Here is a 12,769-nt window from a genome sequence, read left to right as displayed (position 1 = left end):
CGCCCATGAGAGAACGATCCGCCATCGCCCTGGTCGGCGTCGACTGGGGCACCACCAACCTGCGCGCCTTCGCCATGGACGGCGACGGCGCGGTGCTGGATTGTCGGGCGGATGATCGCGGCGCGGCGAGCCTGTCGCCGGACCGGTTCGCCGCGGTGCTGGACGATGTGATCGGCGACTGGCGGGCGAACGGCGCCACGGTGCTGATCTGCGGCATGGCCGGGGCGCGCGGCGGCTGGGTCGAGGCGCCCTATGTGGAGACGCCCGCAGCCCTCGCGGATCTGGTTGCGCATCTGACGGAGGCCGCGCCCGGCGTCCGCATCGTCCCCGGTGTCTGCAAGCGCGAGCACGGCCGCCTGATCGACGTCATGCGCGGCGAGGAGGTTCAGGTGCTGGGCGCCCTCACCGACGGCGTGGCGGTCTGTCCCGGCACCCATTCCAAATGGGTGCGCATGGAGGCCGGCCGCATCACCGACCTGCGCACCGTCATGACCGGAGAGCTGTTCGCCGTGTTACGCGCCCACTCGATCCTCGGCCGCAGCATGACCGAAGGCCCGTTCGACCCCGAGGCTTTCGACGAGGGCGTGGACCGGGGGCTCGAAGATCCCGCCCTCACCGCCGCCCTGTTCTCGGTGCGCACGGCCGGGCTGGACGGCCGTCTGGCGCCCAGCGCCGCGCCTGACTATCTGTCGGGCCTGCTGATCGGCGCCGAGATCGCGGGCGCGGGCGGCGGGTTCGAGGGGCCGGTCCATCTGATCGGAGCCCCGGCGCTGAACGACCGCTACGGCCGCGCCCTCGCCCGCGCCGGACGGACCTCGACGCCCGTCGATCCCGAGGCCGCCGTCACGCGCGGTCTATGGCGCCTGTGGAAGGAAACCGCATGACCGATCTGGAGACCCTGGACGCCCTGCCCCTGATCGCCATCCTGCGCGGGCTGACGCCGGAGCAGGCCCCCGCCGTGGGCGACGCCCTCGTCGAGGCCGGGTTCCGGGTGCTGGAGGTTCCGCTGAACTCGCCCCGGCCGCTGGACAGCATCCGCCTCCTGGCCGATCGGTTCGCGGGTCAGGCCCTGGTCGGGGCCGGCACCGTGCTGACCCCCCAGGCCGCGCGCGAGACCGTGGAGGCGGGCGGTCGCCTGATCATTTCGCCCAATGCCGACCCGGCTGTGATCGCGGAAACCCGGCGGCTGCAGGCCCTGTCCCTGCCCGGTGTGTTTACGCCTACAGAGGCGTTCGCGGCGCTGGCGGCCGGGGCCGACGCCCTGAAGCTGTTCCCCGCCGAGATCGCCGGGCCGGCCGGCCTCAAGGCCCTGCGCGCGGTGCTGCCGTCCGGGACGCGCCTGTACGCCGTGGGCGGGGTGGCGCCGGACACCCTGGCCGACTGGCGCCGCGCGGGCGCCTCGGGCTTCGGCATCGGTTCGGCCCTCTACAAGCCCGGCATGGGCGCGGCCGAGGTGGGGGACCGCGCGACCGCCTTCGTCGACGCCTGGGCCGCCGGCTACTGATCCAGCCAGGCCGCCACCCACACCAGCGGCGCGTTCCAGTTCACGGCCACCTCGTTCAGGGCATAGGAGTCCACATGGTCCGCCCAGCACGCCTGGGGCGCGCACGTGCCGCGCATGGCCTGGGCCACCGGATCGGCCATGGACCGGCTGTTCGGTCCGCCGGACACGGCGCCCGCGGGCGGCGCGGGGTAGCCCGCCGTTGACGGCGCCCAGAAGCGGTGGTGCGGGTGCTGCATCGGCCGCGCGCCCCAGCCGCTGACGAAGGACTGGTCCAGCACATTGCGGCCCAGCAGATAGTCCGCCGCATCCACCACGGCCTCGCGGTACCTGGCCTCGCCGGTCAGATCGTGGGCCACGGCCAGGATCATGGCCCGGTTCAGGATGTCGCCGCTGGAGCCCCAGGTATAGTCGCCCGCGCCGAAGGGGATGGCGTAGCCTTGCCCGTCCCGCAGCGTCAGATAGCGGTCGGCCGCCCCGATCAGGGCCGCCCGCGCCTGCGTCACGTCCTGCTCGGCCAGACCGGTCTCGACGGTCGCCAGGGTAATTGTCCCCAGCGCGCCCACCGAGGGCCAGGTGATATGGCCGGTGTCGGCGCCGGCGTCGCCCGGCGCGCCCAGCCAGTGGGGCGATGCGCGCATGTGCTGCTCGAACGCCGCCTCGCCCGTTGCGGCGTAGAGCTCCACCGCCGCCCAGTAGAATTCGTCGCGCACGTCGCTGTCGCCATAGTCGCCGCCGCCGTGGAACTGGCCCACGGCATAGATCTCCGGGTTGCGCTCGGCGGCGGCGAAGGCGCGCCGCGCGGCGGTTTGGCAGCGCGCCGAGAACGTCGGGTCCACCTCCCGCCAGACCCGCGCGCACTGGGCCGCCGTCGCCGCCAGATTCAGGGTCGCGGCCGTAGATGGTGCATAGAGAAAGCGCGGCTCCGGATCGTTGTGGGGGGCCATGGGCAGGGCCGTCCAGCGCACGTCATGGGCCTTGTGGTGCGCCATGCCGCCCGCGTCCACTTCGGTGAAACCCAGCGCTGCGCCGCGCTCGAACCGGCCCACGGGCACGCTCAGCCGCGCCCCGTCCGGGACCTGCATGGCCAGCATGAATTCCATCTGCCAGCGCGCCTCATCCAGCAGGTCGCCCACCCCATTGCTGGACTCGGGCAAGGCCAGGGCGCCGTCGGCGAACGTGGTCGCGCCGAACCGCTCGTGGGCGTTCAGCAGGGTCCACAGGGCGATGCCGCCGTTGACCACATACTTTCCGTGGTCGCCCGCGTCGTACCAGCCCCCGCCGACGTTCAGTGCGTAGTCGCAGCCCGGCCAGACGTTGCCGTTCATGTCCTCGCCGGAAAAGCACGTCAGGCTCTCGTCCACATGGGCGGCGGGGCGGGCCAGATCGGGGCGCTCCACATGGGCGGCCGCGATCTCGATGCCGCTGCGGTTCTGGTAGAAATAGCTGGCTGCGTCCGCCGCCAGCCCGGCCCAAGGCCGCCCGGTAATCGCGAACGGGCGGCTCTCCATGTCGCCGACGATCAGGCGATAGCCCTCGCCCGCTGTCGTCGCGCCGGAGAAGTCGATGCGGTGCACGGCTTCGCCCGAGGCGTCGTCCATGCCGAAGGGTTCGCTGGTCCCGGACGCCGCCACGGCGCCGGACGCATCGACCAGCCGCCAGTCCAGCGGCGTCTCCACCTGGCTGGGGACCAGCGCGATCTTGCGGCCCTCCGTCTCGAACCCGGCCTGGCTGAGCCGCACCGGCGGAACCGGCGCTGCCTGCGCATGAGCGTTAGCGCTAACATTCATGGCCAGAAAGCTGGCCGCGATCATCACCCGCAGGCGCATGGGGTCCTCCTCCCGCTTGTTCCCTCGTCGCCGTCGTTCTGCGCGACGGCGAGGCTCCGGGCTTCAGCGTCCCGGATCCCCGCCTGCAGCTTGCCCGCAAAAGGCGCGGTCCGTCCAGATGGACCAGCGACCGAACCCTAGCGCCGCACGGTCACCGCCTGCCCCGCATACTCCACCGTCTGATGCGGCGCGGCGTCCACGGTCCACGGCGCGTCGCCGGCTCCATCGATGAAGCGCACATGGACCGTGCGGCTCGCGGGCATGCCCGGATACGACCCCTGACGGGCGCCGATGGTCAGCACCCCGGCAGAGTCGTCCCAGGTGATGGGCATGGTGGCGAAGGCCCCGCGCTCGTAGCCGTAGGTGGTGCCCTCGTCCTGATAGAGATCGAACGAGCCGTCCGCGCCCACATAGACGTTCAGGGTGATGGGGCCGTCCAGAGCCTCGGCCGTGTGCTGGATCGCCGGGCCCGTGGGCACGATCGATCCTGACCGCACGAACAGGGGCATGCGGGCCAGCGGCGCAGCAGCCGTGATCGACTGACCGCCCGCATGACGCGCGCCGTTGTTGAAGTCGTACCAGTCCGCGCCCCGGGGCAGCCAGACCTGACGGCTGCGCGCCTGGTGCTCATGCACGGGGGCGACCAGGAAGGCCCGGCCGAACATGAACTGGTCATTGACCTGGCGGGCCCGCTCGTCGTGCGGGAAGTCCATCACCAGACCGCGCATAATGGTGCCGTCGCGGTGATAGGCCTCGGCGCCCAGGGTGTAGATGTAGGGCATCAGGCGGTAGCGCAGGCGGAGATAGTCGCTGAGCGCCTCATAGACCTCGGTGCCCTCCGGCGCGATCTCCCAGACCTCGCGGTTGGGGAACTCGCCGTGCGAACGGAAGATGGGCGTGAAGGCCCCGAACTGGAACCAACGCAGGTTCAGCTCGCGCCACTCAGCCTGATCCTCGGGGGTGATGTCCTCGGTGGTGTAGCGATCCTCCACCGAGAAGCCGCCGATGTCGTGGGTCCAGTTGGGAATGCCCGACAGTCCCACCTGAACCCCCGCCGAAATCTGTTCGCGCAGATCATCCCAGCGCGGCACCACATCGCCCGACCACAGGGTCGAGGCCGTGCGCTGCAGACCGCCCCAGGCGGCGCGGGTCAGGATGTAGGCGCGCCGGTCCGGCTGGGCCTCGCGCAGGCCCTCATAGACGCCCTCGGCGTTGACCAGCGGATAGGAGTTGAACACCAGCGCCGCCGGACCCGCCGCCGTCGGGCCCATGCGCAGGGTCCGTTCGCGCCGGTCCAGGTTGGAGTGCATGTCCGGCTCCACCGAATCCAGCCACCAGCCGTCGAAGCCAAGCCCGTGCAGATGCTCGCGGATCTGGCGCCAGTACAGCGCCCGCGCCTCCTCGTGATACGGGTCATAGAAGCTGTTGGCGTAGCCCGGCCCGACCCAGTCGCGCGCGCCCACCTCGACATTGCGGGTGTACATGCCGCCGATGGCCTCGAGCTCGCGATAGTGCTCTGTGGTCGGATAGAACTTGGGCCACACCGAGATCATGATGTTGATGTTCCGGGCGTGCAGCTGGGCGACCATGCCGCCCGGATCGGGGAAGCGCGACGCCTCGAACTCGTGGCTGCCCCAGGCGTTCTCGGGCCAGTAGAACCAGTCCTGCACGATGTTGTCGATCGGCAGGTTGCGGCTGCGGTAGCCCTCGGCGATCTCGAGCACTTCGTCCTGGGTATTGTAGCGCTGGCGGCTCTGCCAGAAGCCATAGGCCCAGCGCGGCATCATCACGGCGTCGCCGGTCAGGTCGCGGTAGCCGGCGATCACCTGGTCAAGATTTTCACCACCGACGAAGTAGTAATCCACCGCATGGCCCACCTCGGACCACAACGACAGGGCCTGATGCTGCTCGACCGGCAGCGGGTCCAGATGGCGCAGGGCCAGGTAACCGTCATTGGGCAGCCACTCGACCCGGATCGGAACCCGGCGACCGGCTTCCATCTGGATCTGGAAGTCGTGGTTCCACGGATTCCAGTTCTGGCGCCAGCGGTCCATCACCAGTTCGCCGTCGACCCAGACCTTCACATAGGACGAGGCGTACAGGCGGAACTTGTGCTCGCCCGAGACGGTCGGCTCAAGGGTGCCTTCCCAGGTCACGGTCACGCCGGGCTGGCCCGAGCGGCCCATGTCGCCCACCTGCGCGGGCTGGCCCGGCTGCACCTTGAAGCCCGGCGGCCAGCGTTGGTGATCGCGGATGAATTCGTAATTGATCTGGTTCTCGATGCGCGACAGGGCCAGCTCGCCGTCCTGGAAATAGCTGGCCGTCAGGCCGCCGAAATTCCCCTCGGAGTCCCGCACGATCAGGCGCTGGTCCAGCATGCCGTATTCGCGCGGATCGCCGAACCGGGTCAGGCTGTTGTTCTCCCACAGCACGCCATACCCCCGGCTGGAGGTCATGAACGGCACGCCGGAATCGATGTTGTGCTGGGTCAGCTCCACATCGGCGCCGCGCTGGTTCATCAGCCCCTGCTGGTGCTGGCCCAGGCCATAGATGGCCTCATCCGGCGCCGCCTCGAACACCTGACGCACGGAGTGGAAGGAATGCACCCCGTCCTGGTCCTCGACCATGAAGGGGCTGATCTCGCGCCCGCCGGCGCGCTCGGCCAGCAGGACCTCGCCGGCCGCATCCAGGAACCGCACCCGGCCCGTGGCGCGCGACACCTCGGCGGTCATCTCGGGGGTGGAGACGAAGACATGGCCGCCCCGCGTCGTGACCTCGAAGCCTGTCGCGGCAGGCTCCGCCGTCACCATCAGGCTGTCGGGCAGATTGGTGAAGTCGGCCTCAGGCGTCGCGGTCACATGGATGATGCGCGGCCCCATGACCCGCAGGCGCACTCGCCGCGCCGGTCCCTCGGCCGGGGTCACGATCACCCCCGTGGCGGTGCGCTCGACGCCGGCTTCTTCAGCCTGGCTCTGCACCACCGCCGCCGCCGTCGTCGTCGGAGCAAACAGCGCCCCGCCCGGCACGCCCAGAGCCAGCGCCATGGCGGCGCCCGTCAGCAAATGTCTCATGGTTTCCACTCCCGTCAATTCTGGTCGGCGCCCACGGCGCGCACCGCGCCCGCCCGCGCCTGATCGCTCAGCCTGACCCGCAGAAGCACGGGTCGGTCGGTGAAGTTCAGGCCATAGTCAGTCTGGTCGCCGTTCCAGCGACGCTCGAACACCCACTCGCCCGCGTCGTTGAAATGGCCCTGCTCGACCCGCAGGATCTGGCCGCTGCGCCCGTCGTCCAGGGGCTTGCGGTCAAAGCTGACCCGCGCCCAGTAGCCGGTGAGCACATAGTCGTCCTCGCCCAGGCGGGCCACGATGGCGCCGCCGTCGGGGCTGGCCCGCTCACGGGGCGGAATCTCGCCCAGCCAGGTCCAGTCGTGCATGCCGAACTGCCACAGGCGGAACCGCACCGTCGCGGTCCAGTCGCCCAGATCCAGCACCTGTTCGGCGCTGTCGTCCGGCTCCCCGGCCCCCCACACATTGCCTTCAAACGCCGCGCGCGCCCACACCCGCTGCCACGGTGCGACCAGGCGATAGAGGTTGCGGAAGGGCGTCAGGGTTTCTTCCGTCACCTCCCGCGCGCCCAGGGGGAAGTTGGCGTAGCCGGTGTAGTCGATGCCGAAGGGCGAATAGCCAATCCCACCCCGGCCCATCACGTCGAACAGATACCGGGCATAGGGCACGTCATTGCCGGTCTCGGCCACGAACAGGGCGTTGTCGGGCCGGGTGTAGCGGTCCAGATGTCCCTGATAGACCACCGAGCCCCGCTCATAGATGTCGGGCGACAGGAAATCGATGGCCGGAGCCGCCGCCTGCCAGACCTCGATCACGTTCCAGGTCGGCCCGCCGGACGCATAGGTCATGGGGTCCTGATAGTTGACTGGATCGCGCAGGGCCGCGTTGGCGTACATGGGCAGGGGGTATTCCGCTTTGCCCGCCTCGGCCACCTGGCCGACGTAATGGCCGATGGACCAGGCGTGGAAGAACTCGTCGGCGTCCTGGCCGAACACCTCGGCCCAGGTTCCCGGCTGCCGGTCCAGTCGCTGCAGCAGGGCCTGCGGCACGGGGCCGTCGAACAGGGCCTGGGCGGCCGCAGAATAGTCGCGCACCGAACCGTAGGTGCCGGTCTCGTTCTGGGGCTGCACCATGATGACGGTGCGATGCGCAGAATCGATATTGCGGATGTGGGCCATCAGAGCCGCGAAGGCGCGCCGGTCGGCGGCCAGGGTCTCGGCCCCGTGCGGCGACAGGGCATAGGACGGCGTGCCGTCCTGCTGGATCAGGCGCGGGAACCGTTCGGTGTCCAGCTTGACCCACTCGGGGGCGTATTTCGGCGCCGTGTTCTTCCAGGTGGCGAACCACAGCAGCACCAGCCGCACGTCGTGTTCGCGGGCCTGTCGAACCAGTGTGTCCACGAACGAGAAATCGAACGCGCCTTCCACCGCCTCCACCTGCTCCCAGGCGATGGGAACCTGCACGGTGTTGGCGCCGACGTACTCCACCGCCGGCCAGACGTCGGCCAGGGCCGCCTCATAGTTGGAGGAGTTGTTGACCTGCGCCGTCAGCATGAAGAACGGCGCGCCGTCCACCATCAAGGCGTGGCGGCCGTTCTCGCTGACGACCTCCGGAATCGGCTCCCCGGCGCCCTCCCCACATGAGGCGGTGGCCAGCATCAGTCCCGCGCCGGCCAGTGCGGCCAGGAGTGGGCGGAAGGGTCGGAAGCGAGCAGAAAAGGTCATTAGTCTCTCGGCCGTCGTCGACAGGAATGGCGGCGGTCGCGCGCCCCGGGCGGGATCATCACCCGGGGCGCGGTCTCGGTCACGTCAGAAGCGCGCGCGCAGCACCACGGCGAGGCGCCGGTCGGTGTCGACCCAGCTGTATCGCGGCATGCGGTCGCCGTAGCCCACCCGAAGGATGGTGCGTTCCTGGGTCAGGTTGGTGCCCTGCACGCCCAGCTTCACGTTCTCGGTCACGTCGAAGAAGATCGACCCGTCCAGCTGGCCGTAGTCCTCGGCCCACACTGGCGCCTCGATGTTCGCCGCCGAGGTGGTCAGCAGGTACTGTTCACGCCAGTTCCATGCGAGGCGGGCCGAGATGCCGTGGCGCTCGTAGAGGGCGGCGATGTTGTAGCTGGTGGGCGACATGCCCTCCAACGGAAGGTCCAGGCCCGCAGAGTTTACCTGATCAGGGTCGAAGATGTTGACCGCCGTGTTCGCCCCGCCGTCGCTGTCGATGTAGGTGTAGTTGGCCTGGACGCCGAACCCATTCAGCCAGCCCGGCAGAAAGTCGAAGAACTGCTGGTAGGCGATCTCGAAGCCCTGGACGGTGCCCTCCTCGCCATTCTGTTGCTGGGTCACGTCAAAGGTATAAGTTACCCCGTTGTTGGTGTATGTCTGCTGGGTCACGCCCGAATAGATGTAGTCTTCGATCTTCTTATAGAAGATCACGCCGGTCAGACTGCCCTGGGGCGCAAAATACCACTCCAAGCTCAGGTCGAACTGGTCGGCGATGATCGGCCGCAGGTTCGGGTTGCCGGCCGTGCCCGTGAAGGGAGCGACCGGATCCAGAGTGTACCCATCCCCGGTGAAGTTAATCCTGAGATCGGTATAGGGCTGCATCTGGTTGAAGTCGGGCCGAACCATGGCGCGCGAAGCAGCGAAGCGCAGCTGCATTTCCGGCGACAGATGGGCGCGGATGTTCAGGCTGGGCAGGATGTTGCTGTAGTCGCCGCCCGCAGGCACCGCATCCAGCACGCCGCCCTGGCTAAACTGCTGGGCAGCATTGAAAGCCGCGCATTGGGCCGGTGTCGGCGCTGGACATGCGCCCGCAGCAGGAACTGGCAGTTGGACACGTCCCTCGGTGGCCGTCTCGGTGCGCACGACCCGCACGCCCACATTGCCGTCGACGGCCCAGGGCAGGGCCGTGTCATGACCGAAACGGAGCAGGGCGTAGGCGGCCTGGGTCTCCTCGTCCTGCTGGGTCACGCCGCCGCTCGGATTGTCGGGATTGGGGCTGAAGTTGTCCCAGTCCGGAACCAGCGGCGCCCAGCCCCAGCCCTGGCCGTCCGGCCATGGCCGCGTGGTGATGGGGCTGAGCAGACCATAGGCGTACTGGGTGCCCTGGCTGACCAGCGAGGCCGAGGGCAGCCAGAACCCGCCCGGCACGGCGATGTCTCCCCGGAAGAAGTCATCGAAGCCGTAGTATTCGGCGTTTGACGGCAGCTGGGGGCTGGGCGAGGCGTCATCCAGATAGACCGCCGGATAACTCCAGGCGCCGCCGTTGTCGTTGGCGAAGCCCCAGTACTGGGCCGACAGGATGCTCCAGTTCCAGTTGGACTGGCGGGTGATGTAGGTCTTGTCGGTGGCGCGGTAGCCGAAGCTGATGTTGCGGATCCACTCGTTCGACGCATCGAAATGATAGGTGGCGTCGCCGCGCCAGGACAGGGAGTCCGCCTCGTTGGCCTCGATGTGGTCCATGGCGAAGCCCCAGTAGTAATCCGAGGCCCGGTTCAGGTCGTCTCCGGTGATATTGATGCTGGGCACGCCGCCGCCGATGTTGATCAGAGCTGACAGCGGGGCCGTGCCCAGCATCGAGCGCTGGGTGCCCACGGTGAAGCTCAGGATGTCGGCGGTGGATTCCACGTACTGGACGTCGCCACTGAAGTCCCAGCTGCCGCTGGAGTACTCCAGTCTCAAGGCGTAGTCCGAGGTCTCCTTGTGGTCTTCGCCGTAGCGGGTGTTGCCGTCATAGGTGATGCCCTCCATGGTCCCGCCCTGGGGGCCGCCGACCACATTGCCGGTGGGCCAGCAGCCCCACCCGCCTTCGTGATAGCCCGTCAGCGTCCCGCCCACGAGGACGCCGTTCTGGTAATTCAGGCCGGCGCTGGGGCACAGGGTGGTGGCGTCCTGGATCCCGGCCACGCGCTCGATGTTGGTGGGGTCGGCCTCGGAGTGGAAACCCTGGAACGTCAAGGTGAGGTCCGCCGTCGGGCTCCACTGGAGCGCCAGAGCCACGGCGGTGCGCTCCTGTTCCCAGCGGCCGTCACGCCAGCCCAGATATTTGGGGTGATAGACCGTCGAACCATCCAGCTGCGTGACCGGGTCGAAGCGGTCTGTAGTGATGCTGTTTGTCCGGTTGCCGACGCTGGAATAGCTGACGTTGGCCAGCAGGCCGATCTCGCCCGCGCCAGTCATCCAGCGGTCGCTGAAGATGCCCGAGCCGGACCAGTAGCCCTCCTCCATCATGTCGCCGTAGTTGTAGTCGGTGGTGAACGCCAGCAGGCGTCCGTCCTGGTCGAACGGCAGGCGGGTGCGCAGGTTGACGATGCCGCCGATGCCGCCCTCGATCTGGTTGGCCGCAGGGTTCTTGTACACGTCCACCCCGGCCAGCAGGTCGGCGGAGATGTCCTCGAACGACAGGCCCCGGCCGTTGCGGGCAGAGAAGATGTCCCGGCCATTGGTTTCGGAGCGCACCCAGGACAGGCCGCGGATGAACACCCCGCCGCCCTCGGCCGCGAGACGGGCCGGGTCGCGGGCCTCGTTGGTGCGCTGGAGGGTGACGCCGGAGATTCGCTGCAGCGCCTCGGAGACGGAGCGATCCGGCAGCGCGCCGATGTCCACGGCGGTAATCGAATCCACGATCACTTCCGAGTTTCGCTTGATCTCCTGGGCGCTCTGCAAACTGGCCCGAATACCGGTGATGACCACCTCCTCGACTTCCGTGGCCTGGTCCGGCTGCTGAGCCGCCCGGGCTGGAGCCGGGGCGTTCATGGCGCCCAGGGCGATCGCAGACACGCCCAGTGACAGGGCGAATTTCGAGACGCGTTTACCTTGAGACATGCAATGCCCCTCCCCGTTTCAAATGCCCCTCGACGCCTGTAGCCGGCGCTTGGAGGGTGCTCTCCCGTGTGCACATCCGGGCCAGTGTCTCACCTCACTGGCATTTTCAAATATGCAATAATTTTTCAATACAGCGTCTATTTTGTTAGCGCAACCAATTGCTGCTGGTGAAAGTCCGTGTGCGGCTATGGATCGCCCCACGAAGTTCGCCCGCCGGGCCATGGGCCGGGCGGGCGATGGGGAGATTGCGCTGTCGTGGGGTCAGCTGGTCGGAATCGACTTCAGCCTGGGTGTCAGCAGGTGGATGATTCCCAGCGCGATCAGATAGGTCACGCTGGCGAAGGCCAGCAGCGGCACATAGCTGCCGGTAGCCTCAAGCGTCCACCCGGCCACCTTGGCGATGAACATGCCGCCCACAGCGCCGGCGAAGCCGCCCATGCCCACCACTGTCGCCACCGCATGTTTGGGGAAGGTGTCGGACACCAGGGTGAACAGATTGGCGGACCACCCCTGATGCGCCGCTGCGGCAAGGCCGATCACCGCCACTGCCGCAATCAGATTGTCCGCAAACACCGCCAGCGAGATCGGGGTCACGCACAGGGCGCAGACCAGCATGGCGGTCTTGCGACCCCGGTTCACCGACCAGCCCCGGTGGATCAGCCGCGACGACAGCCAGCCGCCGCCGACGCTGCCCACATCGGCCAGCAGATAAACCGCCACCAGCGGCGGACCGAACGTCAGCAGGTTCAGATCGTAGGTCTTGCCGAAGAAGTCCGGCAGCCAGAACAGGAACAGCCACCACACCGGATCGGTCAGGAATTTGCCGACGATGAAAGCCCAGGCCTCACGCCGCTTCAGCGCCTGTCCCCAGCTGATCTTTCCCGGCGCGTCGGGCGGGTCGCTCTCGATGTGCGCCAGCTCGGCCGGGGTCACGCGGGGATGCTCGCGCGGGCGTCGATAGACCAGGAACCATACGGCCATGAGCACCAGGCCCGACAGGCCCGTGACGATGAACGCAGCGCGCCAGCCGAAGGCCAGCACCAGAATGGGCACGAGGATCGGCGTCAGCAGGGCGCCGACGTTCGAGCCGGCGTTGAAAATGCCTGTGGCCAGGGCCCGCTCGCGCTTGGGAAACCACTCCGACACCGCCTTGACCGCGCCGGGGAAACCCGCCGACTCCCCGACACCCAGGGCAAAGCGGGCCATGGCGAACTGGATCACCGTGCTGGCCCCGGCATGGGCCGCCGCCGCGAGGCTCCAGACCCCTATGGCGATGCCCAGCCCCCAGCGCGCGCCGACGCGGTCGATCAGGCGGCCCACCAGCAGAAGGCCGATGGCGTAGGCACCCTGGAAGGCCACCACGATGTTGGCGTAGTCGCTCTCGCTCCAGCCGAACTCGACCTCCAGCACCGGCTTCAGCACGCCGAAGATCAGCCGGTCTACGTAGTTGATGGTGATGGCGAGCAACAACAGGGCGCAGATCGCCCAGCGATAGTTGCCCCGAAAGGCGCGCGGACCGTGTTCAGCTGGCGTCTCGCTCATCTCGTGGTC

At 68.4% G+C, this 12,769-nt stretch carries 7 protein-coding genes; 2 read left to right on the top strand and 5 right to left on the bottom strand.

Annotation, left to right across the window (positions count from 1 at the left end):
• The first annotated feature begins 5 nt into the window (after positions 1–5).
• Positions 6–884, top strand: coding sequence for a 2-dehydro-3-deoxygalactonokinase (locus ACK4SE_RS09755; protein WP_409691813.1), 879 nt, complete (start codon positions 6–8; stop codon positions 882–884).
• Entirely contained in the window at positions 881–1,504 is a 624-nt protein-coding gene (locus ACK4SE_RS09750) for a 2-dehydro-3-deoxy-6-phosphogalactonate aldolase (protein WP_409691810.1), read from the top strand. Before ACK4SE_RS09755 ends, ACK4SE_RS09750 begins: the two co-directional genes overlap by 4 nt.
• On the opposite strand, the gene ACK4SE_RS09745 is transcribed toward ACK4SE_RS09750, so the two are convergent.
• From ACK4SE_RS09745 to ACK4SE_RS09725, 5 genes are all read right to left on the bottom strand, one after another.
• Positions 1,498–3,330, bottom strand: coding sequence for a glycoside hydrolase family 9 protein (locus tag ACK4SE_RS09745; RefSeq protein WP_409691808.1), 1,833 nt, complete (start codon positions 3,328–3,330; stop codon positions 1,498–1,500). The genes ACK4SE_RS09750 and ACK4SE_RS09745 overlap by 7 nt on opposite strands.
• A 137-nt stretch (positions 3,331–3,467) precedes the next feature.
• The gene (locus ACK4SE_RS09740; RefSeq protein ID WP_409691806.1) at positions 3,468–6,401 is read right to left on the bottom strand and encodes a TIM-barrel domain-containing protein; all 2,934 of its coding nucleotides are present in this window, start codon (positions 6,399–6,401) and stop codon (positions 3,468–3,470) included.
• 14 nt (positions 6,402–6,415) lie between these two features.
• On the bottom strand, positions 6,416–8,119 hold the full coding sequence (locus tag ACK4SE_RS09735; protein WP_409691803.1) for a DUF5597 domain-containing protein: 1,704 nt from the start codon (positions 8,117–8,119) through the stop codon (positions 6,416–6,418).
• 84 nt (positions 8,120–8,203) lie between these two features.
• Entirely contained in the window at positions 8,204–11,218 is a 3,015-nt protein-coding gene (locus tag ACK4SE_RS09730) for a TonB-dependent receptor (protein WP_409691800.1), read from the bottom strand.
• A 261-nt stretch (positions 11,219–11,479) separates the two neighbouring features.
• Positions 11,480–12,760, bottom strand: a complete 1,281-nt coding sequence (locus tag ACK4SE_RS09725; RefSeq protein WP_409691797.1) for an MFS transporter — start codon at positions 12,758–12,760, stop codon at positions 11,480–11,482.
• Positions 12,761–12,769: the final 9 nt, after the last annotated feature.

It is taken from the genome of Brevundimonas sp., assembly GCF_046293315.1.
Classification (GTDB): domain Bacteria; phylum Pseudomonadota; class Alphaproteobacteria; order Caulobacterales; family Caulobacteraceae; genus Brevundimonas.
The sequence above is the reverse complement of the archived record's forward strand: the minus strand, read 5'-3'. Positions and strand labels throughout refer to the sequence as shown.

Coding starts and splice junctions, on each gene's coding strand:
- ACK4SE_RS09740 (WP_409691806.1), bottom strand. CDS start 6,401: ATGAGACATTTGCTGACGGGCGCCGCCATGGCGCTGGCTCTGGGCGTG.
- ACK4SE_RS09755 (WP_409691813.1), top strand. CDS start 6: ATGAGAGAACGATCCGCCATCGCCCTGGTCGGCGTCGACTGGGGCACC.
- ACK4SE_RS09745 (WP_409691808.1), bottom strand. CDS start 3,330: ATGCGCCTGCGGGTGATGATCGCGGCCAGCTTTCTGGCCATGAATGTT.
- ACK4SE_RS09725 (WP_409691797.1), bottom strand. CDS start 12,760: ATGAGCGAGACGCCAGCTGAACACGGTCCGCGCGCCTTTCGGGGCAAC.
- ACK4SE_RS09750 (WP_409691810.1), top strand. CDS start 881: ATGACCGATCTGGAGACCCTGGACGCCCTGCCCCTGATCGCCATCCTG.
- ACK4SE_RS09730 (WP_409691800.1), bottom strand. CDS start 11,218: ATGTCTCAAGGTAAACGCGTCTCGAAATTCGCCCTGTCACTGGGCGTG.
- ACK4SE_RS09735 (WP_409691803.1), bottom strand. CDS start 8,119: ATGACCTTTTCTGCTCGCTTCCGACCCTTCCGCCCACTCCTGGCCGCA.